At 70.0% G+C, this 22,033-nt stretch carries 23 protein-coding genes; 3 read left to right on the forward strand and 20 right to left on the reverse strand.

The features are described 5' to 3' along the window. Positions 1-93 precede the first annotated feature (93 nt). From ATK36_RS13925 to hemL, 3 genes are read right to left on the reverse strand one after another with little or no spacing between them, the layout of a single operon-like run. A complete protein-coding gene (locus ATK36_RS13925) occupies positions 94-675 on the reverse strand; it encodes a TlpA disulfide reductase family protein (protein ID WP_098511779.1) in 582 nt (193 codons plus the stop codon). After that, on the reverse strand, positions 672-1,298 hold the full coding sequence (locus ATK36_RS13930; protein WP_098511781.1) for a histidine phosphatase family protein: 627 nt from the start codon (positions 1,296-1,298) through the stop codon (positions 672-674). Before ATK36_RS13930 ends, ATK36_RS13925 begins: the two co-directional genes overlap by 4 nt. Further along, entirely contained in the window at positions 1,295-2,599 is a 1,305-nt protein-coding gene (gene hemL, locus ATK36_RS13935) for a glutamate-1-semialdehyde 2,1-aminomutase (protein WP_098511782.1), read from the reverse strand. The genes ATK36_RS13930 and hemL overlap by 4 nt, the downstream gene beginning before the upstream one ends. Before the next feature lie 222 nt (positions 2,600-2,821). Between hemL and ATK36_RS13940 the strand changes: the two genes are divergently transcribed. Both ATK36_RS13940 and ATK36_RS13945 read left to right on the forward strand, forming a co-directional pair. After that, entirely contained in the window at positions 2,822-3,307 is a 486-nt protein-coding gene (locus ATK36_RS13940; RefSeq protein WP_245914709.1) for a TspO/MBR family protein, read from the forward strand. Between the two features lie 146 nt (positions 3,308-3,453). Further along, positions 3,454-5,016, forward strand: a complete 1,563-nt coding sequence (locus ATK36_RS13945; RefSeq protein WP_141544433.1) for an IS4 family transposase — start codon at positions 3,454-3,456, stop codon at positions 5,014-5,016. Positions 5,017-5,046: 30 nt separating this feature from the next. Here the strand turns inward: ATK36_RS13945 and ATK36_RS13950 are convergent, their stop codons facing one another. The 17 genes from ATK36_RS13950 to ATK36_RS14030 form a co-directional block, all read right to left on the reverse strand. Beyond that, a complete protein-coding gene (locus tag ATK36_RS13950) occupies positions 5,047-5,601 on the reverse strand; it encodes a DUF5666 domain-containing protein (protein ID WP_098511785.1) in 555 nt (184 codons plus the stop codon). 11 nt (positions 5,602-5,612) lie between these two features. After that, entirely contained in the window at positions 5,613-6,815 is a 1,203-nt protein-coding gene (locus tag ATK36_RS13955) for an ABC transporter permease (RefSeq protein ID WP_098511787.1), read from the reverse strand. Then, positions 6,812-7,516, reverse strand: coding sequence for an ABC transporter ATP-binding protein (locus tag ATK36_RS13960; RefSeq protein ID WP_098511788.1), 705 nt, complete (start codon positions 7,514-7,516; stop codon positions 6,812-6,814). Before ATK36_RS13960 ends, ATK36_RS13955 begins: the two co-directional genes overlap by 4 nt. Continuing rightward, positions 7,513-8,766, reverse strand: coding sequence for an efflux RND transporter periplasmic adaptor subunit (locus ATK36_RS13965; RefSeq protein WP_098511790.1), 1,254 nt, complete (start codon positions 8,764-8,766; stop codon positions 7,513-7,515). Before ATK36_RS13965 ends, ATK36_RS13960 begins: the two co-directional genes overlap by 4 nt. A gap of 86 nt (positions 8,767-8,852) precedes the next feature. After that, positions 8,853-9,191 carry a hypothetical protein gene (locus ATK36_RS13970; protein WP_098514875.1) on the reverse strand — a complete coding sequence of 113 codons (339 nt, stop codon included), beginning with the start codon at positions 9,189-9,191 and terminating at the stop codon, positions 8,853-8,855. A gap of 49 nt (positions 9,192-9,240) precedes the next feature. Beyond that, complete coding sequence (locus ATK36_RS13975) at positions 9,241-9,714, reverse strand: hypothetical protein (protein WP_098511791.1); 474 nt, start codon at positions 9,712-9,714, stop codon at positions 9,241-9,243. Continuing rightward, on the reverse strand, positions 9,714-10,286 hold the full coding sequence (locus ATK36_RS13980; RefSeq protein WP_245914712.1) for a hypothetical protein: 573 nt from the start codon (positions 10,284-10,286) through the stop codon (positions 9,714-9,716). Before ATK36_RS13980 ends, ATK36_RS13975 begins: the two co-directional genes overlap by 1 nt. Positions 10,287-10,306: 20 nt before the next feature. Further along, positions 10,307-11,278: a porphobilinogen synthase gene (gene hemB, locus ATK36_RS13985; protein ID WP_098514877.1), complete on the reverse strand. Its 972-nt coding sequence runs from the start codon at positions 11,276-11,278 to the stop codon at positions 10,307-10,309. Between the two features lie 22 nt (positions 11,279-11,300). Then, positions 11,301-11,702 (reverse strand): type II toxin-antitoxin system VapC family toxin, encoded by a 402-nt coding sequence (locus ATK36_RS13990; RefSeq protein WP_098511793.1) that lies wholly within the window; start codon positions 11,700-11,702, stop codon positions 11,301-11,303. Then, positions 11,695-11,925 carry a type II toxin-antitoxin system CcdA family antitoxin gene (locus ATK36_RS13995; protein WP_098511794.1) on the reverse strand — a complete coding sequence of 77 codons (231 nt, stop codon included), beginning with the start codon at positions 11,923-11,925 and terminating at the stop codon, positions 11,695-11,697. The genes ATK36_RS13990 and ATK36_RS13995 overlap by 8 nt, the downstream gene beginning before the upstream one ends. 137 nt (positions 11,926-12,062) lie before the next feature. Continuing rightward, a complete protein-coding gene (locus tag ATK36_RS14000) occupies positions 12,063-13,595 on the reverse strand; it encodes a bifunctional uroporphyrinogen-III C-methyltransferase/uroporphyrinogen-III synthase (RefSeq protein ID WP_098511796.1) in 1,533 nt (510 codons plus the stop codon). Between the two features lie 82 nt (positions 13,596-13,677). After that, on the reverse strand, positions 13,678-14,625 hold the full coding sequence (gene hemC / locus ATK36_RS14005; protein ID WP_170069731.1) for a hydroxymethylbilane synthase: 948 nt from the start codon (positions 14,623-14,625) through the stop codon (positions 13,678-13,680). Continuing rightward, the gene (locus ATK36_RS14010; protein WP_098511797.1) at positions 14,626-15,951 is read right to left on the reverse strand and encodes a glutamyl-tRNA reductase; all 1,326 of its coding nucleotides are present in this window, start codon (positions 15,949-15,951) and stop codon (positions 14,626-14,628) included. Next, positions 15,952-16,749 carry a redox-sensing transcriptional repressor Rex gene (locus tag ATK36_RS14015; RefSeq protein WP_098514879.1) on the reverse strand — a complete coding sequence of 266 codons (798 nt, stop codon included), beginning with the start codon at positions 16,747-16,749 and terminating at the stop codon, positions 15,952-15,954. A gap of 797 nt (positions 16,750-17,546) precedes the next feature. Continuing rightward, positions 17,547-19,061, reverse strand: a complete 1,515-nt coding sequence (locus ATK36_RS14020; protein WP_170069732.1) for a molybdopterin-dependent oxidoreductase — start codon at positions 19,059-19,061, stop codon at positions 17,547-17,549. A gap of 111 nt (positions 19,062-19,172) precedes the next feature. Beyond that, a complete protein-coding gene (locus tag ATK36_RS14025) occupies positions 19,173-19,409 on the reverse strand; it encodes a glutaredoxin family protein (protein ID WP_098511799.1) in 237 nt (78 codons plus the stop codon). 13 nt (positions 19,410-19,422) lie between these two features. Beyond that, entirely contained in the window at positions 19,423-20,925 is a 1,503-nt protein-coding gene (locus ATK36_RS14030) for an AMP-binding protein (RefSeq protein WP_098511800.1), read from the reverse strand. A 289-nt stretch (positions 20,926-21,214) separates the two neighbouring features. Between ATK36_RS14030 and ATK36_RS14035 the strand changes: the two genes are divergently transcribed. Then, complete coding sequence (locus ATK36_RS14035) at positions 21,215-21,892, forward strand: sigma-70 family RNA polymerase sigma factor (RefSeq protein WP_098511802.1); 678 nt, start codon at positions 21,215-21,217, stop codon at positions 21,890-21,892. Positions 21,893-22,033 lie beyond the last annotated feature (141 nt).

Raw genomic sequence — 22,033 nt, forward strand, 5'->3', positions numbered from 1 at the left:
GACCCTTCACGGACCCGACGCCGAAAGCAAAGCGGCGCGGTGGAGAAGGCGGTCGGCAAGCTGACCGGCGAGCACCCGGGCCGGGACGGCACGCTATTTCTCCGCCACCAGCTTCTGCACGAGTGGAATCAGGTCCGAGGAGGCCACCGTACGCAGAAACACCGCGGCCACCCGGTGCTGATTGTCCAGCACGATGGTGGACGGGATGATGTTGCGCGGGTACCCGGTCAGCTGCAGCAGCACGCGGCCGGACGGATCCCAGATCGACGGGTAGGTCAGCCCGCGGTCCCGCACGAAGTCCTGTGCCACGTCGCGGGCCGGGTCGCGGACGTCCAGCCCGATCAGCTTCGCCCCCATCGGCTGGATCTCGTTGCTGGTCTTCTCCAGCTCCGGGGACTCCGAACGGCACGGCCCGCACCACTGGCCCCACAGGTTGAGCACGATCGGCTTACCGGGGAAATCGGCCAGCGACAGCTGCTTGCCGTCGTGCATCAGGTCGTCCCCGGACATCACGGGTGCCTTCTGCCGCTTGTCCACGGGATAACTGATGTCGAGCTGCCCACCCGGCGAAACGAAGGTGAAGGTACCGCCCGAGACCACTGCGTCCTTGCCGGTGGAGCAGCCGGCGACGGTCAGCGCGGCCGCCAGCAGCACCCCGAGCACCCGCCGCTTCATGCGCCGGTCACTTTCGGATCGGTCGTGCCCGCGGGCTCGCTGTAGACGATCTCCACCAGGGCTTCGCCGTCGAACACCAGGCTGGTGAGCGAAGCGAGCGAGCACTGGCGGCGGCGCGGGTCGTGCCACAGACGCTCGCCCTCCAGGAAGCGCCGTAGCGTCCAGATCGGCAGCTGATGGGACACGCACAGCGCTTCGCGACCTTCGGCCTTCTCCCGCGCACGATGGACCGCGCCGACCATGCGGTGCGCGATCTCCAGGTACGGCTCGCCCCAGGACGGCCGGAACGGGTTGACCAGGTGCGGCCATGCCTTCGGCTGTCGCAGCGCGCCGTCGCCGACGGCCACGCGCTGGCCCTCGAAGACGTTCGCCGCTTCGATCAGCCCGTCGTCGGTGGCGATGTCGAGACGATGCCCCGCAGCGATCGGCGCCGCGGTCTCCTGCGCCCGCTGAAGCGGCGAAGCGACCACGTACGCGAGGTCATGCCCCGCGACGGCCTCTGCCACGGTCAGCGCCTGTCGCTGCCCCCTCTCGGACAGCCGGAAGTTCGGCAACCGGCCGTACAGGATCTTGTCGGGGTTGTGCACTTCACCGTGACGCAGCACGTGAACGACCGTGGTCACGACTGCACCGCCTGAGCCGCAGCGCGCGCGGCAGCCGGGAGCGCCGCTTCGATGACGCCGAAGGCCTCGTCGTCCATTGCCGCGTTCACGAACCACGCCTCGTACGCGCTCGGTGGGCCGTACACGCCCGCGTCGAGTAGCGCGTGGAAGAACGGCGCGAACCGCCAGGTCTCCGTGGCCTGCGCTTCGGCGTAGTTGCGCACGGGGGTCTCGGTGAAGAAGACGCTGAGGAGATTGCCCGCGTACTGCACGGTGTGTGCGACGCCCGCTTCGGTGAGCGACGCGGCGAAGAGGTCGCCGAGACGCTTTGCATTGGCGTCGAGCTTCGCGTACACAGCGTCGTCGGCCATACGCAGCGTGGCGAGGCCCGCGGCCACCGCGACAGGGTTTCCGGACAGCGTGCCCGCCTGGTACACCGGGCCGCCAGGCGCCAGCTTGGCCATCACGTCGGCGCGGCCACCGAATGCCGCCGCGGGCAGGCCGCCGGACATCACCTTGCCGAAGGTGTACAGGTCACCGGCCACGTCTTCGAGGCCGAACCAACCCGCGCGCGAGACGCGGAACCCGGTCATCACCTCGTCCACGATGAACAGCGCGCCGTGCTCGCGCGCGAGGTCGCGCAGCCCGGCGTTGAACCCGGGCTCCGGCGCGATCGCGCCCATGTTGCCCGCCGCCGCCTCGGTGATCACTGCGGCGATTTGGCCTTCGTTTTCCACAAAGGACTGCCGGACCGCGGCGAGGTCGTTGTACGGCAGCACGATCGTGTCCGCCGCCTGTGCCCCGGTGACCCCGGGCGAGGTGGGCAGCCCGAGCGTGGCGACGCCGGAGCCCGCCTGGGCGAGCAGCGCGTCCACGTGCCCGTGGTAGCAGCCGGCGAATTTCACGATCTTCGGCCGCCCGGTGAAGCCGCGGGCCAGGCGGATGGCGCTCATCGTGGCCTCGGTGCCGGAGTTGACCAGCCGGACCTGCTCGACCGGGGCGACCCGGCCGATGATCTCCTCGGCCAGCTCGACCTCGCCGATCGTCGGGGTGCCGAAGGACAGCCCGCCGGTCGCGGCCTCCCGGGCGGCCGCGACCACCCGCGGATGCGCGTGCCCGAGGATCATCGGCCCCCAGGAGGAGACCAGGTCGACATAGCGGTTGCCGTCCGCGTCCCACAGGTGCGGGCCCTCGCCGCGGACCATGAACCGGGGCGTGCCGCCGACCGAGTTGAAGGCCCGCACCGGCGAGTTCACCCCGCCGGGGACGGCTGCCTTCGCCCGTTCGAACCAACGCTTGGACTGCTCGGTGCCAGTGCTCACCTGCCCAGTCTTGCAAATCCGCGGCCAGGCACGCCGCCCCACCCGGCCGCGTGCAGCCAGGGCGAACCACCGGGCCAGGCGGTATTTTGGCAAGTACTGTGCCGATCATTACCAATCCGACCACAGTCACGGCCTCATGGCTTCGTGGCAACGGTTACGTGCCGGGTGGGGGTCGGCCTGCTTTTGGTCGGATTAGTAACGCCGAGCGGAACAGGAGGAGACGTGACGGCGCCCACTCAGCAGCGCAACCCGTGGGTCATGCTCGCGTTGTTCCTCGGCCTGGTCTCCGTGGTCGCGCTGGTCGGCTCGCTCTCGACAATGGCCGCGCCGGAGGTCTACAGCCAGTTCGAGGCCCCGTCCTGGGCGCTGCCGGGCGCGTGGTTCGGTCCGCTGTGGACAGTGTCGTACGTGGTCCTCGCGCTGGCTGGTTGGGCGTACTGGCGCACCGACGGGGAAACGCAGGGCTTCGCGCTGTACGGCATCGGCCTGCTGTTCAACCTGCTCTGGGCGCCGCTGTTCTTCGCCGGCGGTTCGGTCCGGCTCGCCTGTGTGGACATCGTGCTGCTCGACTTCTTCGTGATCATGACGGTCGGCCTGTTCTACCGCCGGTCCCGCACCGCCGCGCTGTTGCTGCTGCTCTACTTCGGCTGGCTCTGCTACACGACCGCGCTGAACATCGCGATCATCGCGCTCAACGACGTGAGGTGAAGCCGCGGGCGGACCGCTGTGAAGGGTCCCTTCACAGCCTTAGCGTCCAATGCCAGGAACTTAAGGTCTGGTGGGTGGTGTTGATCACGGTTTGGGTGTGATCGGCGTGGTGGTGTGGATAGGCAACGAGGCTCCGGCTAGAGCTGGTGATTGTCGAGATCATCAGCAAGCCAGGAGCCTCGTTGTCCGTTCATGGTGTCATGCCCTCGGGCTGGTCCTCGCCGGTGGGTCGGTTGTTGTCACAGGCCGGGCTGGGGTTGCTGTCGTGGGTCGTCCCGCCCGCGCTGGTTGATGAGGCGCTGGCCGTCGCCGGCCGGGACGAACGGCGGTTCCGGGCACTGCCGTCGCGGTTGGGCGTGTACTTCGTGCTCGCGTTGTGCCTGCTGCGCACCAAGTCCGGCAACGCGACGATCAGGGCGATGTTCTCGCAGGAGAGTCTGCCCCGGTTGTCCGTGCTGGGCTGGTGGCCGCCGGCCAGCACGGCGCTGACCAAGCTGCGGGACCGGATCGGCGTGGTGCCCTTCCAGTTGTTGTTCGGCGCGCTGGCGCGGGCGGCGCCTACCCGGAACAGGCCGTGGTCGCACGCGTTCGGGCTGGAGGTGTGTGCCTGGGACGGCACCGAGGTCGAGCCGGCCGACACCGCGGCCAACCGTGAACACTTCCCGCCCCATCACCGCACAGGCGTGGCCCGCGGGCCGTCCAAGATCCGGGTGCTGGTGCTGCTGTCGTGTGGCAGCCGCCGTCTGCTCGGCGCGGTCACCGGCCCGCTGAGCCAGGGCGAGCCCACCCTGGCCTATCAGCTGCTGCCCCGGCTGCACGACCGGATGCTGCTGCTGGCCGACCGCTGCTTCCTCGGCTATCCACTGTGGACCGCGGCGCGGGAACGGGGCGCGCATCTGCTGTGGCGGGCCAAGCAGAACACCCCGAAGCTGCCCGTGCAGCACGCGTTGCCGGACGGGTCCTGGCTGTCCACCCTCCACGCCCCGGCCGACGCCCGCCGCTGGGCGCGCAACGTGCGCCGCAACAAGCAACGCGGGCACCGCCCGCCCACGCCCCGCCCGATCAACGGCATCGTCGTCCGGGTGGTCGAAGCACTGATCACCGTCACCGTCGACGGCGTCACCCGCACCGAGAAATACCGGCTGGTCACCAGCCTGCTCGACCCCGCACACGCACCCGCCGGCCAGCTCGTCGCCCTCTACGCCCGCCGCTGGACCGCCGAAACCGGCATCAAAGAGATCAAAACCACGCTGCTGGCCAAGCGGCCCCTGCGCGGCCACACCCCGATCCGCGCCCAGCAGGAACTCTGGGCCACCCTGATCGTCTACCAGGCCATCCGGCTGCTGATCAGCCACGCAGCGCTCACCCAGAACCTCGACCCGTCCCGGATCTCCTTCACCTCCGCCCGCGACGCCGCCGAACACGCGATCACTACCACACCCGCCGACACATCCCGACACCTCCAATGGGTGGCCCAGGACTTATGCCGACAGCTGATCACCGTCCACACCCACCACCGCGTCTACCCCCGAGCACTCAAACGCACCACCACGCGCTACCCCCACCGCAGCAAAACCCCGCAACCGACCAGCACCAAAGCCAGCTACCAGGTCCACATCCTGCCCACAGCAGAAACAACACCACCCACCACAACCAAACCAACACCACACCAACCCAGAACCGACCTAAGTTCCTGGCATTGGCCTTAGCGTCCGTGAAGGGCCCCTTCACAGACCGCCTCAGCGCGCAGGTTGCTGCACGATCGACTGCGCGGTCACCGACCCGTCCGTTCCCGTCCGGCCCTGCACCGTGACCGTCGCGCCGGGCTTGAGGTCGGCGAGTTTGCCCGGCTGGGTCAGGCCGACCGTCGTGGAGTCCGAAGCGGACACCTTGACTTCCTCGCCCTGCACGGTCTTCAGCGTGACCGTGCTGCCGTCGACTTTTTCCACGGTGCCCGCGGTGCCCCGGCCACCGGCACCACGAAAGCCGCCTGCCTGCCCGCCGCCCTGCTGGCCCGAGCCCGGTGCCGAACGTCCGGCGTCAGAGGCCGAACCGGTGCCACTCGACGAGCCGAATGCCGCGTGCGTCCAGGCGCCGGCGCCGAACGCCACCGCGAGCACGAGTACCGCGGCGAGCACGAGCGTCGGCTTGCCAAACGGGCGGGCGACGCGTCGAAGCTCCGTGCCGAGGTCGGCGTCGACCGCGGGGGTGGCCACCAGATCCTCGGGAACCGGCGGGAGTTCCGTCGTGGGATCGTCCGGAGTGGACGGTTCTGGTGGAGCGGATGCGGACATGGCGGGAACTCCTATTCGTGCCGGAGAGCGTCGATCGGCCGCAGCCGCGAAGCCCGGTTCGCCGGGAAACTGCCGAAGAAAAGCCCGATCAGCGCGGACACCGCGAAGGCGAGCACGATCGAGGAGGGCACCACCACCGGCTGGATGCCGGCGAAGCCGAAGCGGCTGCCCAGCAGTCCGATCAGGACACCCAGCAGGCCGCCGAAGAGACTCAGGATGGTCGCCTCGGCGAGGAACTGGCCGAGGATCGCCGAGCGGGGCGCGCCGATCGCCTTGCGGATCCCGATCTCACGGATCCGCTCGGTGACCGTGACCAGCATGATGTTCGTGACCCCGATCCCGCCGACCAGCAACGAGATCGCGGCCACCGCGCCGAGCAGCACCGTGAACGTGCTCACCGCCGAAGTGCGCGTCGCGAGCAGCTGCGCGGAGTTCTGGACCTGGTAGTCCGGGGTGGCCCCGGCCCGGATGCCGTGCCGGGCGTTCAGTATCGCGGTCACCTCGGCCTGCGCCAGCGAAACCGACTCCGCCGAATTCGCCTGCACGGCGATCTGGCTCAGTGCGCCGTACCCGGCGAGCGAGTTCTGCACCGAGCTGATCGGCGCGATCGCCACGTCATCCGCGTTCTGCAGGCCGCTGCTGCCCTTCGTCTGCAGCACCCCGATCACGGTGAACTGGATGCTGTTGAGCAGCACGTTCTTCCCCACCGGTTCGCTCGCACCGAAGATCGACTGCGCGGTGGCCGGGCCGAGCACCACGACCTTGCGCGCCTGCGTGACGTCTTCGGCGGTGAACAGCGCACCGTCGGCGACCTGCCGGTTCGTGGTGGTGAAGTAGCCCGGCTCGGTGCCGATCACGCTCGACACGTCGTAGGACGTCTGTCCGTAGGCCGCGGTCGCGGTGGTGCTGACCACCGGGGAGGACGCCCGCACGTCCGGCGCGCCGACCGGATCGGCCAGCGCGTGCGCGTCCTGCACGGTCAGCGGCCGCGTCGTGGTGCCCTGCGCGCCGCCCCGCAGCGGGGACACGTTCACCACGTCCGTGCCGAGGCCCTGGATGCTGGCCGTGATCGCGGCCGAAGCCCCGTTTCCCACGGCCACCAGCAGGATCACCGAGGCGACACCGATCGTGATGCCGAGCGTGGTCAGCACCGAACGCAGCTTGTTCGCGGTGAGCCCACGCACCGCGAACCGGAGGATCTCCGCCAGGTTCACGCGACCACGCCCCTCGCCCGGGTGACCTCGTCCGCCACGATCAGCCCGTCGCTGACCCGCACCACCCGGTGCGCGTGCACGGCGACCTCGTCCTCGTGCGTGATCACCACGACCGTGCGGCCGAGCGCGTTGAGCCGGTCGAACACGCCGAGCACGTCCTCGGTACTGGCCCGGTCCAGGTTCCCGGTCGGTTCGTCGGCCAGCAGCAGGGCAGGCCCGGTGACCAGCGCGCGGGCCACCGCGACCCGCTGCTGCTGCCCGCCGGACAGCTCGCTCGGCAGGTGCTTCGCACGATCGGACAGGCCGACCAGCTCCAGCGCGGCCACCGCCCGGCGCCGCCGCTCCGCCCGGCGCAGTCCGCTGTAGATCAACGGAAGCTCCACATTGGATAGAGCACTGGTTCGCGGCACCAGATTGAAGGACTGGAAGATGAACCCGATCTTCCGGTTGCGCAGCAAGGAGAGCTGGCGTTCGGTGAGTTCACCGACCGGCATCCCGTCGAGTAGATACCGGCCCGAACTCGGCACATCGAGACAACCGAGCAGATTGAGCAAAGTGGACTTGCCGGACCCGGAGGCACCCATGATGGCCACGTACTCCCCCGGCTGCACCACCAGCTCCACCCCGCGCAGAGCGTGCACCGCGGTTTCCCCACTGCCGTAAGTCTTGCGTAGCCCGGAAACCGCGATCACCGGCTTCATCCGCGTCCCCTGCCGCCACCGAGTCCGCCCTGCTGACCACCGGTGAAGCCGCCCTGGCCGCCGCCGAAACCACCGAGGCCACCACTACGCTGCCCGCTGGTCTCGCTCGTCGCCGACGGGGAGGCCGCAGTCATCACCACACTGTCCCCTTCGGACAGACCAGACTTGATCTCCACCGTCGCCTCACCGCGAACCCCGATCTCGACCTGACGCGGCACGGTATTTCCGTTCTGCTGCACCGTGACCGTGCTGGTCGTCCCCGCCGTCTGCACGGCCGCGGCGGGCACGCTCAGCACGTTGTCGGCCTCGGCGACGGTGACCACCACGCTCGCCGACTGCCCCGGCCGCAACCCGGACGGCGGGTTCGTCAAGGTCAGCTGCGCGCCGTAGGAGACGACGCTGCCGCTCGTGGTCGGGGTCAGGTCGACCTTTGAAACGCTCGCCTGAATCTGCTTATCCGGCAACGCGTTCAGCGTCACTGTGGCCTGCTGCCCCGCCTTCACCTTGCTCACGTCGATTTCCGCGATCGAAGTGTTCACGAGCAGACTGTTCATATCGGTGATCTCGATGAACCCGCTGCTGCCCGAAGAAACCGACGACTGTTGTTGCCCGCTACCGGATTGCGCACCCGATCCGGACGATGTGGACGATTGCGCGCTGCTGCTCGAACCGGAACCACCACTCGACCCGCTGCTCGACTGCTGGCCGACAGAACCGTTCACCGCGGTCACCGTGCCCGCGCCCGGCGCGGTGAGCACCGTCGCGTCGAGTGCCGTCTGCGCGTTGTCCACGTCCAGCTGGGCTTGGTCCACTTTGGCCTGAAGCGAGGCGGTGGTGTCCTGTGCCTGGGCTCCGGTCTGCCCGGATGTACCGGAAGTACTGCTGGTGTCCAGATTGTCTTCAGCAACCGCGAGATTCGCTTTGGCCACTTGAAGTTGCTTCGCCGCCTGGGTGGAATCGATGGTGGCGAGTTTCTGCCCAGCACTCACCACATCGCCGACTTTCACGTCGATCGCGGTGACCTTGCCGACGCTGGTGAAGTTCGCCGCGCCGGTGTACCCGCTGGCCACGGTACCGGCCGCGGAAACGGTCTCGGTCACGGTGGCGCGCCGGACCGGCGTGGTCCGGGTCTGCGCTTGCGCCGTACCGGCGGAGGGGGAAAATGCTTGGTAGATCCCGAAAGCCGCGCCGCCTAGCAGCACGACGAGCACTCCGTTGAGGACCCAGGTCCGGGTGCGCAGCCGCGTCATGCGGGCAACAGTGCTGGCTCTGCTTAGCAGTCAGCTGTCGGTTTCCTATGTGACAGCTGTGTATCCGCCATGGTGTCCGGCGGGCTTCAGCTTTCCTTCTTACGGTGGCGCGCACGCACCGCGAGCAGCAACTGACGGATCGCGTCCACCACGAGCACCGCGGCGAGCGTGCCGAGCCCGAGCGCCCCGGCGAGGTATCCGCCGAAGTACCGTTGCGAATCGAGCGTCACCCCGTCCGGTGCCGTGATCCACACGTCGATGTGGCCGGCCACCCACAGCAGAAACGCCAGCCACACCACGACCCCGGCCACCACGATCTCGCCGAGCGCGACGAAGGCCCGCCACGGCTGGTTGAGCCACGAGGGCGGCTCGGCTTCCTCCGGTGGCCACAGTCCGGCGCCGGTCGGCTGGGGAAGGTCGATCACGGGGTCCACCTTTTCAGGTTCGCCGTCGCCCCGCTTCCCTCTCCCGGGTTCAGTTGTCATCTTCATGTCCCTCGGACCGGTCCGGCCGGCGGTTGCCCGCGACGAGTTCACCCAGCGCCGCCCGCAGCGACTCGACATCCCGAGCCCACGCGAGCACCACTGTGCCGTCGTCGAGCTTCACCGGCAGCTCGTCGTATTTACGTGGTACCGCCCAGCCACCGCCGAGCACCTTGGCCCCCACCGGGGCGCCGACGTCGGCCACCTCCGCGATCCGCGCCGCGGGCAGGTGTTCCCGGCCCTGACGCAGCCCCTGCGTGGTGACCGCCAGCGACAGGAACCGGCGGCGGGCGTACACCCAGGGCAGCGTAAGCGCGGCCAGCGCGAAGCCGATCAGCACCCAGCCGGTCACGTGCACCGGCCCGCCGGTGGCCAGTTCGGCGAACGCACCCAGCAGCGCGAACAGCGGTCCCCAGACGAGCGCCGTCCAGCGGACGCCTGGTTCGGCGTACAGGGTGCGCCCCATTACAGCTTCTTGCCGGCCTTCGGGAAGTACTCCGCCACTTTCGGCAGGTACAACAGGATCAGCGCGATCACCAGAGCCAGCGACGAGACCACCGAGAACACACTGCGCACCAGCCCAAGCTGGAACACCAGCCCGACGGCGATGAGCAGGGCGACCACGGTACGCGCGGACCGGGTGCCTTCCCGGGCCTTCCACGCGAACAACGACATCAGCGCACCGAAGCACAATGCCCCGACGAACAACGCCCAGATGAGCGTGTCCGCGTTGGCCGCCACGTCGTCGGGGTCGAACTTCTGCCCGGACTCGGTGCCGTGCCGGATCGCGTCGTCGATCAGCTGCTGTTTGAGCAGGATGGTGACGATCTGCCCGGCCAGCAGCACCACGGCGCCCACCAGGATGAGCACGAACGCGATCTGCACCTGGCTCGGCGGCTGCGCCTTCGCCACGGACTGCCCGGGCAACACCGGATCCGGCGCCCGGCCCTGCTTGCGCCGTTCGTCGTCGGTCAGCCCGCGGTCCCGGGGAGAAGGGGCACCGGTCAATCCGCCATCCGGCTCGTCGTTGTCGGCCACCGGAGAACCCTAGCCCTGGCTCAATCCAGCCAGGCCGCGGCCTCCGCGGCCCAGTAGCTCAGGATCAGGTCCGCACCGGCCCGGCGGATGGAGGTGAGCACCTCCAGGACGGTGCGCTCGCGGTCCAGCCAGCCGTTCGCCGCGGCCGCCTCGACCATCGCGTATTCCCCGGAGATGTTGTACGCGGCCACCGGCACCGGCGAGAGGTCCGCCGCCGCCTTGATGATGTCCAAATAGGACAGTGCGGGCTTGACCATCACCATGTCCGCGCCCTCGGCCAGATCCAGCTCGATCTCCCGCAACGCTTCCCGCCCGTTGCCCGGATCCTGCTGGTAGGTCTTGCGGTCGCCCTTGAGCTGCGAATCGACCGCTTCCCGGAACGGGCCGTAGAACGCGCTGGCATATTTGGCCGAATACGCCAGAATCGCCTTGTCCAGATGCCCGACCTCGTCGAGCGCGCGGCGGATGACGCCGACCTGGCCGTCCATCATGCCGCTCGGCCCGAGCACGTGCGCGCCCGCTTCCGCCTGCGCGACCGCCATTTCCCCGTACAGGCGCAGCGTCGCGTCGTTGTCCACGTCGCCGTCGGCGTCGAGCACGCCGCAATGCCCGTGGTCGGTGAACTCGTCCAGGCAGGTGTCGGCCATCAGCACCGTCGCGTCGCCGAGTTCACTGCGCAGATCGCGCAGGGCGACGTTGAGGATGCCGTTCTCGTCCACCGCGCCGGACCCCTCGGCGTCCCGGTGCGCCGGCACGCCGAACAGCATCAGCCCGCCGACCCCGGCGTTGACCGCCTCCACCGCCGCCTTCCGCAGCGTGTCCCGGGTGTGCTGAACCACCCCCGGCATACTGCTGATCGGCCGCGGCGCAGCCGCCCCCTCGGCCACGAACATGGGCAGAATCAGCTGACGCGGGCGCAGAGTCGTCTCGCCGACCAGCCTGCGCATCGCCGGCGTGGTACGGAGCCTGCGGGGTCGTTGCTCAGGGAACACGCCGACCACGGTACTCCGGCGCTCAGGCGATCTCCTCGGCGAGTGAGGTGGCCCGGGCCAGTCTGCGATCGGTGGTGAGCACAGTCGTGCGTAGCCGTGCGGCCAGCTCTACGTAGAGCGCATCGGCCAGCCGGATCTCGGCACGCCGCGCCCAGGCACCTGCCACCAGCTCAGCGACCGGATGGCGGGTAAGCGGCAGACTGGTCAGCTTATCCAGTGCAATACCGACCTCTTCCGCGGTCAGATCACCAGCACGGTGCAATCTGCCCAGCGCGGAAAGGACCTCGGCATCGAAATGCGCGGGAGTGTGCAGAACCGTGGCACGCAGCCGCTTCCTTGCCGCATCGGCATATTTCGTCTCCGCGAGCAACTCCACCAGCAAGGAAGCGTCAAGGACCACGATTTCCGCCGCCGGATCACGCATCCGACACGTCACCCAGTTCCGCACGTGCCGCATCCATGGCGTCCATGACCGCCTCATGCGAAACCTTGTGACGCGGCACGGGGAGAGCGTCGAGCCACGCGTCCGTTGCCTGCCGCTGCAGCGCATCGGACAGCGCGGCCTGCACGAGCGCACTGACGTTGAGACCGGCAGCCTTCACCCGCTCCGCCAGCTCATCCGGCACGTACACGTTGATCCTCGACATACACACACTATACACCGAGGCCCCTCTCCGGAATTCGGAGAGGGGCCTCCCGCGAAAGCCGTGAAGGGGCCCTTGACGGACTCTGAGTCCGTCAAGGGCCCCTTCACGGACCTCTCTCAGCGGTAAGGCGAAGCGCCTCAGCTGCGCCGGGTGCGCTTGGCCTTGCGCGGCGGCGGGAGCGCGCCCTCGGCCCGGAGCCGGGCGGCGTGCTCGGCCAGCGCGTCCACCAGGTGCGGGACGTCGGCCTTCTCCGGCTGGACGTCCACCCGCAGGCCGAATTCCACGGCGGTTTCCGCGGTCTTCGGGCCGATGCACGCGACCAGGGTGCGGGCGTGCGGCTTGCCGGCGATGCCGACCAGGTTGCGGACGGTCGAGGACGAGGTGAAGCAGACCGCGTCGAACCCGCCGGTCTTGATCATCTCGCGGGTCTCCGCGGGCGGCGGGGCGGCCCGGACGGTGCGGTAGGCGGTCACGTCGTCGACCTCCCAGCCCCGGTCGACCAGCCCGGCCGAGAGCGTCTCGGTGGCGATGTCGGCCCGCGGCAGCAGCACCCGGTTGACCGGGTCCAGCACGTCGTCGTAGGGCGGGAACTCGGCCAGCAGGCCCTCGGACGACTGCTCGCCCTGCGGGACCAGCTCCGGGATGATGCCGAACGAGCGCACCTTCGCCGCGGTCGATTCGCCGACGCAGGCGATCTTCACGCCGGAGAACGCCCGCGCGTCGAGGCCGAACTCCTCGAACTTCTCCCACACCGCGCGGACCGCGTTGGTGGAGGTGAACACGATCCACTGGTAGCGGCCGTCGACCAGGCCCTTCACCGAGCGCTCCATCTGCGCCGGGCTGCGCGGCGGCTCGACCGAGATGGTCGGCACCTCGTGCGAGGTCGCGCCGTGCCCACGCAGCCGGTCGGCCATCTCGCCGGCCTGCTCCTTGGTGCGCGGCACGAGCACCTTCCAGCCGTACAGCGCGCGCGACTCCCACCAGGACAGCTTCGAGCGCTGCCCGGCCGCCTGGCCGATGGTCACCACGAGCGGGCCGACCAGCTCGCCGGCGTCGTTGGCCACCGTGGCCAGCGTGGTGTCCAGCGTGCGCTGGGTGTTGATGGTGCCGTTGGCGGTCACCGCGACCGCGGTGGACGGCGGCAGGCCCTTCTCGGTGAGCTGGCTGGCCGCCTCGGCCAGATGCGCCGAGGTGGCGTGCAGCACGATCGGGCCGGGGGCCGCGGCCAGCGCGCCCCACTCGACCTCGCCGCGCACGTCCACCTCGGTGTGCGTGCCGCCCAGCGCGACACCCGCGTAGGCGGGCACCGCGGCACCCGGCGAAACGCCCGGGATCACGTCGAACACGGCGGAGGTGCGGGCCACCGCCTGCACCTCGGCCACCACGGCGGGGCTGGTCAGCGGGTCGCCGGAGACCAGGCGCAGCGCGAGCCGGCCTGCCTTGGCCTCGGCGGTCAGGTCCTTCGCGACGTCGGCGGGCTCGCCGACGGCGGGCCGCACCTCGGCGTCGGCCGCGGCGTAGGCGAGCACGCCGGCGGGCACGTCCGGGTCGGTCACCACGACCTCGGCCTTGGCCAGCAGCTCCTGGGCGCGGACGGTGAGCAGACCGGCGTCACCGGGGCCCGAGCCCACGAAAGCGACGCGCCCTGCGGTCTTGCGAGCGGGGGTCATCGTTGGTGTTCTTCTCCTCTTGGGCGGCCGGTACTCCGGCCACGGATGTCGGGCAGGTCGTGCGGGTCGATGACGCGGGGCGTCAGTGTGCGGGGCCGGACAGCGCGCCGGCCCCGAGGTCGAGCAGTTCGGCGGCCAGTGTCCGGCCGAGCTGCTCGGCTTCGCCGAGGTCGGCGATACCGGACGCGCGCACCATGTCGACCGCGCCGTTCTCGCCTTCCACGGCAGCGGTGCCGCGCAGCGAGATGCGTTCGAGCACCGCGCCCTCGGCGTCGAGGTCCTCGACGATCTCGGCGAGCGCCCCCACCGGGGCGCTGCACCCCGCCTCGAGCGCGGCCAGCAGGGCACGCTCGGCCGTCACCGCGACCCGCGTGCTTTCATCGTCCACAGTGGACGCGAGCAGGTGCTCGGTGTCCACGTCGGCGGCCCGGCACTCCAGCGCCAGCGCCCCCTGCGCGGGGGAAGGCAGCATCTGGATCGGGTCGAGGGTCTCGGTGATCACCCCGACCTGGCCGGTCCGGGCCAGTCCGGCACGCGCGAGCACCACGGCATCGAGCTCACCGTCGGTCACCTTGCGCATGCGGGTATCGATATTGCCCCGGATCGGCACGATTTCCAAACCGAGCCCCAGCGCGCGCAGCTGCGCCATCCGCCGGGCCGCTCCGGTGCCGACCTTCGAACCGGGCGGCAGCTCGCCGAGCGTGAGGCCGTCCCGGGCGATCAGCGCGTCCCGCGGGTCCTCGCGCGGGGGCACCGCGGCCAGCACGAGACCGGGCTCCGGCGCCGTGGGCAGATCCTTGTACGAATGCACTGCCACGTCGATCTCGTTGCGCAGCAAGGCTTCTCGCAACGCGGAGGTGAACACGCCGACGCCGATCTCGGAGATCGGGGCGCTGGAGAGATCGCCCGGCGTGGTCACGGTGACGATCTCGACCTCGGCGCCGGTGGCGCGCAGGGCGTCGGCGACGGTGCCGGTCTGGGCGAGGGCCAGCTTGCTGCCTCGCGTGCCGATGCGAATGACTCTGGTCACTTACGACTTCTTCTCGATTTCCGGGGGCAGGGGGGATGCGGTGGGGCTCGCCACGGCCGCGGGGGCCTGCGGGTCGAGGCAGAACAGCTCGCGCAAGGCGTTGGCGTAATCGGTGTCGGCCGTCTCCGCGGCCAGCTGCTTGACGCGCACGGTCGGCGCGTGCAGCAGCTTGTCGACCACCCGGCGCACCGTGCGGCCGACCTCTTCCCGCACCTGGCTGTCCAGTTCCGGCAGCCGGTGGTCCAGGCGCAGCAGTTCACCGTCCACGACCTCGGCCGCGCGGCGGCGCAGCGCGGTGACGGTGGGCGTGACCTCGGCGCTGCGCTGCCCGGCGAGGTACTCGCGCACCTCGTCGAGCACGATGCCGGTGGCCTTGGCCCGCTGGCGCTCGGTGGTCGGCGCGCCGGCTTCGCGCATGCGGCGCTGGATCGTCTCCAGGTCGACCACGGTCACGTCGGCCAGCTCGCCGACCGCCACCTCGACGTCCTTGGGCAGCCCCAGGTCGCACACGACCAGCGGACGCCCGCCGCGCGGCGGCACGTGCCCGGCCAGGAACACCGCGTCCTGCGCACCGGTGCACGAGACCACCACGTCCGCTTCGGCCACCGCATCGGCCAGCTCGGCCAGCGGCACGGACCGCGCGGGCACACCCTGCTCGGTAACCTTCTCCGCGAGCCGGACCGCGTTCGCTCCGGTGCGGTTGGCCACGGTGATCCGGCCGATCCCGGCCTTGGCCAGCTGTGACGCGCCGAGCGCGCCCATCGACCCGGCCCCGACGATCAGCGCGTGCTTGCCGGCGAGTTCACCCGCCGCGTTCAGGGCTTCGGACACCACGGACGCGCCGAGCTGGTCGAGCCCGGTCTCGGAGTGCACACGCTTGCCGACGCGCAGCGTGGTCTGGATCAGCTCGTGCAACGTGCGGCCGACCGTGCCGGCTTCGCGCGCGGTCGCGTACGCGGCCCGGACCTGGCCGAGGATCTGCGTCTCGCCGACCACCATCGAGTCGAGCCCGGAAGCGACCGCGAACAGGTGCTCGACGGCGGCGCCCGCGTAGTGCACGTACAGGTTGTCGTACAGCTCGGCGGGCTCCACCCCGGCCTGGTGGGCGAGTACCTCCGAGACGTCGTTGACCCCGCCGTGGAAGGTCTCCACGACGGCGTAGACCTCGATGCGGTTGCAGGTCGAGACGAGCATGGCCTCGCTGACGTGCTCCGCCTGCTGGAGTCCGTGCAGCACTTTGAGCACGGCACCGGCGGGGACCGCGACCCGCTCGAGCGTGCCGAGGTCCGCACTGCGATGGGAGAGCCCGACCGCCAACACGCTCATTCAGCGCACCACCATTCCGAGACCGCCGTCCGTTCCGGCGCCGTTTCGTCCGTCACCCGTACCGCCATTGTCGATCGGCAGGCCGGCGCCCGGTAACCCGGGATTACCCCGGTGCTGCGCGGCCGCCTCGGCGTGATCGGCGCGACGAGCCACGTGAAAGGACAGGATCTGCAGCTCGACGGCCAAGTCGACCTTGCGGACCTCGACGTGCGCCGGTACCCGCAGCACCACCGGCGCGAAGTTCAGGATGCACTGGACGCCGCCTGCCACCAGCCTGTCGCACACCGACTGCGCAGCGGTAGGAGGTGTGGCGATGATCCCGACGGAAATCTGCCGTTCGGCACAAATGCGCGGAATTTCCTCAAGATGCGAGACGGGGATCCCACCGACCGGGATACCGATCAGATCGGGGTCGGTGTCGAAGAGCGCTTCGACCGGAAACCCGCGCCCCGGAAACCCACCGTAGTTGGCCAGCGCGTGCCCGAGATTACCGATCCCGACCACGGCGACGCGATGCTGCCGGGTGAGCCCGAGGATACGTTCGATCTGGCTGACCAGGACCCGCACCTCGTAGCCGACCCCACGGGTACCGTACGAGCCGAGGTAGGACAGGTCTTTGCGCAGCTTCGCCGAGTTGACCCCGGCGGAGGCGGAGAGCTCCTCGCTGGAGACGGTGGTCGCGCCCTGCTCCGCGAGCCCCGACAGCACCCGCAGGTAGACGGCCAGGCGAGCGACCGCGGCCTCGGGAATCTGCTTCGCCCGGACCGCAGTGTCCTCGACCTCGGAAACGGCGGGGATCTCGGCGGTGGGCGCGTTGTCGGCGTCCGGGGCGGTTCGGGCGGTCCTGTCCGGAGTCGCTCGGGCGGTTCTCTCGGGAGTCGCTCGGGCGGCTCCGTCGGGAGTGGCTCGGGCGGTTCGGTCAGAGGTGGCTCGGGCGGCTCCGTCGGGAGTCGCCCGGGCGGTTCTGCGTGGCGGACTGCTTCCGGCAGCCCTTGGCGCGGCCGCGCGGCCGTTACCGGTCACCGCGGCGCCGCCGTTCTCCTCCGCCCCGGCCCGGCGGTTACCCGCGCCGCCGTTACCGGCCGCTCGCCCACCGCTGCGACGGCGGACAGCCCGGGCTTCGTCACCGTCCGTGGCCGCAGGCTCGCCCTGGGGTGGAGTGACCGGCGGTTCGGCACCGCCGCGCCCACCCCGCTGTGTCCCCACGCTGGTCTCTCCTCGTCCGGCTGGCTCAGGTCCGCTCCCAGGCCACCCGGGTGGCGGGAAACCGACTCTTGACCCCACGGCTTGCGTCCGGTTTGATGCCGGGCTTCGCGGGGCCGACGGACCTACGGTAGTCCACTTGTGAACGCGGGCACAAAGTCACTGGTCACCGCCATGACCGGGGGCGCTTCGGCGGAGTGGCCGAGTCCGGCAGGCAAGGGCGCTTGGGGTAGAGGAAAGCAAGTCGGCCGACGACTGCCCTGGCGGCCGAGTGACCCCAGCCTGAGGCAACCACAACCCGAAGCTGTGGCTAGAGGCTCACTTTCCGCTGTCATCCCACCTGGCAGCAGGTTCAACCGGCCCAACCACGGCTCGCGCACTTGCCGAGAACCTCACCCAGCAGTGAAAGACACGGAATGCCAGCCCGTGGCCCCATCGGGCACCGGGTCGGCGACGTGGTCGGTCTGGGTGTAGCCGGACTGGTCGGTGGCGCGGACGGTGACCGTGTGGCCCCCGGCGGCGGCCGTCAGGTCCGCCCACCACATCCGCCAGGTGTCCTTGTTCACTTCCGCCGACAAGTGGGCCTGCTGCCACGGTCCCTGATCCAGCCGGACCTCCACCTTCTCGATGCCGACATGCTGTGCCCACGCGGTCCCGGCCACCCGCACCGCGCCGGCGGGCACCGAGGCGCCGGAGGCAGGGCGGTCGATCCGCGACTCGGTCTTGATCGGGGCCTGTTCCGCCCAGCCGCGCTGCAGCCAGTACGACTGGCGCGCATCCCAGGTGGTGAATTCCAGGTCGGTGACCCACTTCGTGGCCGAGACATAGCCGTACAGGCCGGGAATCACGATGCGGGCCGGGAAACCGTGCTCGATCGGCAGTGGTTCGCCGTTCATGCCGATCGCCAGCATCGCGCCGCGATTCGGGTCGAGTGCGACGGTGGCCGGGGTGCCGCAGGTGAAACCGTCCACACTGGTCGCGAACATCTGCTGGGCGCCGGGCCGCACGCCCGCCTCGGTGAGCAGGTCGATCAGGTCCACGCCGATGAAGTCCGCAGTGGACACCAGATCCCCACCGACCTCATTGGACACGCAGGTGAGCGTCACCGTCCGTTCGACCAGCGGGCGGTTCCGAATGTCCGAATAGGACAGTGTGATCTCCCGGTCGACCATGCCGTGGATCTTCAGCTGCCATTCGCCGGTCCGCACCTGCGGCACCACGAACGCGGTGTCGATCCGGTAGAAATCCGCGTTCGGCGTGATGAACGGCGGGCAACCGTGCTTCACGAAATCCGCGTCCGGCGGCAGCGGCGGGGCTTTGCGCGCGGGGATCAGCGGCCCGACCGACGCGCGCGAGCTTGCCGCGCTGCCGGTATCGGCGATGATCTCACCGGCGATACCGGCGACACCTGCGCCGACCGCCACCGTCGCCCCACGCTGCAGGACCTGCCGCCGGGTCAGCCCGGTATGCGGTCCGGTACGAGGTTCGGCAGCGGCGGGCAGTGCACGCCGATGCAGCCAGCCGAAGACCAGCATCGCCGCGACCATCGCGAGTACCGGCGCCAGCAACGCCAGCTCCCCGACGTCGGTGCGCTGGTAGACCGCGACGATCCCGAAGACCCCCAGCAACCCGATGAGCACCTGCCCCGGCCCCGCACTGCGGCGGGACAGCTGTCCGGTCAGCACCGCGAACCCGGCCAGCACCACGGCCAGACCGATCTTCAGCACGGTCTTGTCGGCCGTCCCGAGGGTCCGCTCCGCCCACACCACGACCGGATGCGGGCTGTGCGCGATGACGAAATCGGCCACCGCCACGAACGGCGACGCCTGATACCCGACGAACGCCGCCGCGAAGTGCCCCACGCCAAGCGCGGTGACCAGCGCGACCAACCCCAGGAACGTGGCCATGGCAAGCGACAACCTGGGCGCAGCGATGGACGGGGCCTCCTTCAAGGCACTCACCTCACCATCTTCGGCGTGCACTGTGGACGGTCACGGCTTGCTCACCGGCCGGCCGGATCAGGCGAGCGCACGCCGGAACCGCTCCTCTTCCACCCGCCAGTAGCCGTGCTCGGCGCCGTCGATGAGGATCACCGGCACCTGATCGCCGTACTCGGCACGCCATTCCGGGTCGCTGTCCACATCCGAGGTCTCCCAGGGCACGCCCAGTTCACCGCAAATCCGCGCGACGTCCGCCTCGGCCACCTCGCACAGGTGGCATCCGGCGCGGCTCATCACCGTGACCTTGTGCACCAGGCCAGCATAGGCCTCACCGAAGCTTGAGCCGCCGCAGCTTCCCAGTGGCCGAATGCGGCAACCGCGCGGCGAACTCCACCGTGTGCGGCACCTTGTACCCGGCCAGCTGCCCCGCGCACTGATCCACCACCTGCTGCTGCGACAGCGCCGCGCCCTCGGCAGGCACGACGACCGCCTTCACCGCCTCGCCGCTGCGTTCGTCGACCACCCCGACCACGGCGACTTCGGCCACCTCAGGCAGCTGCGAGATCACTTCTTCGACCTCGTGCGGGAAGACGTTGAAGCCGTTCACGATGATCAGGTCGTTGGCCCGGTCGACCAGGTGCAGATCCCCGTCGGAGTCGAGGTAGCCGACATCGCCGGTACGGAACCAGCCCTCCGTGTCCGGCCCGTACGCGCCGTCCGGCCAGTAACCGGAGAACAGGTTGGCGCCGCGGATCGACACCAGCCCGGTGCCGCCGCCGGTCTCGAACACGTCGGCCATCTCGTCCGGGTCGAGACCGGCCTCGTCGTTGGAGCCGTCGCTGTCCACCAGCCGAAGCTCCACACCAGGCAGCGGACCGCCGACCGAGCCCGGCTTGGGGTACCCGGTGACCATGGTCGTGGTGACCACCGGCGCGCATTCAGTAAGGCCGTACCCCTCGTACACGTCGTAACCGGTGGCTTCGCGGATAGCAGCGAGCACCTTCGGATGCAGGGGTGCGGCGCCGGACGTCATCACCCGGATCGTGGCGAGACCGCGTCGCAGCTCGTCCGGACCGAGAGCGGCGAATTCGTTGTACATGGTCGGTACGCCGGCAATCGCCGTGACGCCGTGCCGCACGCAGTCGTCCAATGTGCGCCGCGCCTCGAAACGCTCGGACAGCACCAGCGAAGCAGCCTTCGCGGTCGCGAGGAGCAAACCGGGGCCAAGCCCGTAGACGTGGAACAGCGGGATCGAGACGAGCAACGTGTCGCCGGCTTCGAGCTGGCCATCAACCCGGGTTAGCTGGTCGAGGTTGGCCAGCAGCGCGCGGTGCGACAGCTGTACGCCGCGTGGTGGGCCAGTCGTGCCCGACGTGTACGAGATGACAGCGATGTCCTCGCCCACACGACCGAAGTCCACGGGCGCGCCGTCGCCTTCGGCGCGCGGCGGCAGGGCCGTGATTCCCTCCGGAAGCTCCTCGCCGGGCTCTCGCTCCAACACGAACCGCGCGCCGCTGTGCGCGAGTAGCTGGTGCAGCTCAGGAGACGGCGCCTGTGGCGACACGGGGACCGCGATACCGCCCGCACGCAACACGGCGAATAACGCCACCGCGAAGTCGGCCGAGGTTGGCAGCCGCACCACGACTCGATCACCCGGTTCAAGACCGGCGGTGACGAGCTGCCGCGCCGCGGCGTGCGCAGCCAGGTCGAGTTCTCGCCAGGTCAGCGTGATTTCAGTGCCGGTTTCGGCGATCGCCAGGTGGTCCGGCCGCCGGCCGGCTGCCTCGGCGAGCAGCCCGGCGACACCGTGCGCAGTACTGATCCGATCCACCCCGGCCCCTCTCGTCCGTTCGCCGATTCGCGCCCATTTCACCCGTCATGGGGATGCCGCGAGATCGTCGCACTTCCGCTATCCCGGGACACTACCTACTTAGCGGTAACAACACGTATGCTGCACTGCGTCGCCGGGTGGCGTTGATCACTATCCGGCGCCGCGACGAGGGGGTCACCATGCCGAAACTGCCGGTCCACGAGGTTGTGGTGGCGCATGCGGTGCGGCTCGCCCCTGCCCGCCCGTCCAGCCGCCGCGCCGCACCTGGGACCGTCGGAGGTGCCGCCTGATGGCCCGCCCGATCGCCCTCTCCGGCCGGCGCGGCCCGGTCGCGATGTTCGCCGGACGTGTGCTCGGTTCGCCGGCGGTGCCGCTGACCCGCCAGGCTGGGACGCCGGACGCGGCCGGGACCGCCAAGGCCGAAGCCTGGACGCTGGTCGACGCTGCGCAGAAAGGTGACGCATCGGCGTTCGGCCAGCTCTACGACCGGTACGTGGACGTGGTGTATCGCTACGCGCTGTTCCGCCTCGGCGACCGCGACCTGGCCGAGGACGTCACGAGCGAGACCTTCCTGCGGGCCCTGCGCCGGATCACCTCGGTCAGCTACCAGGGCCGCGACGTCGGCGCGTGGTTCGTCACGATCACCCGCAACCTGATCCTCGACCACGTCAAGTCGAGCCGGTTCCGCCTGGAGGTGGTGACCGACGAGGTGACGGAGCCGGGCGGCCCCGCCGCGCAGGCCGGCCCGGAACAGCAGGCGATCGCCGGCGCCACCCGTGCCGAGCTGCTGCGTTGCGTTGCCGAACTCGGCGAGGACCAGCGCGAATGCATTGTGCTGCGGTTTCTGCAGGGCCTGTCGGTCGCCGAGACGGCGAAGGTGATGCACCGCAACGAGGGCGCGATCAAGGCACTCCAGCACCGCGCCGTGCGCAGGCTGGCCCAGCTGCTGCCGACCGGCCTGCGGTGATCCGGCCCGCGCGATATCGCCGTCCGGATCGTCAGGGGCCCGGCAAAGTCGGTCGAGGACCCGTGATCAGCAGAGAGCCGTGGCGGCCGCGTCATCATCGACGACGCCTGCCATCTTCGTCGATCACGCCCGGCAACGCAC

The sequence above is a fragment of the Amycolatopsis sulphurea genome (assembly GCF_002564045.1).
Classification (GTDB): domain Bacteria; phylum Actinomycetota; class Actinomycetes; order Mycobacteriales; family Pseudonocardiaceae; genus Amycolatopsis; species Amycolatopsis sulphurea.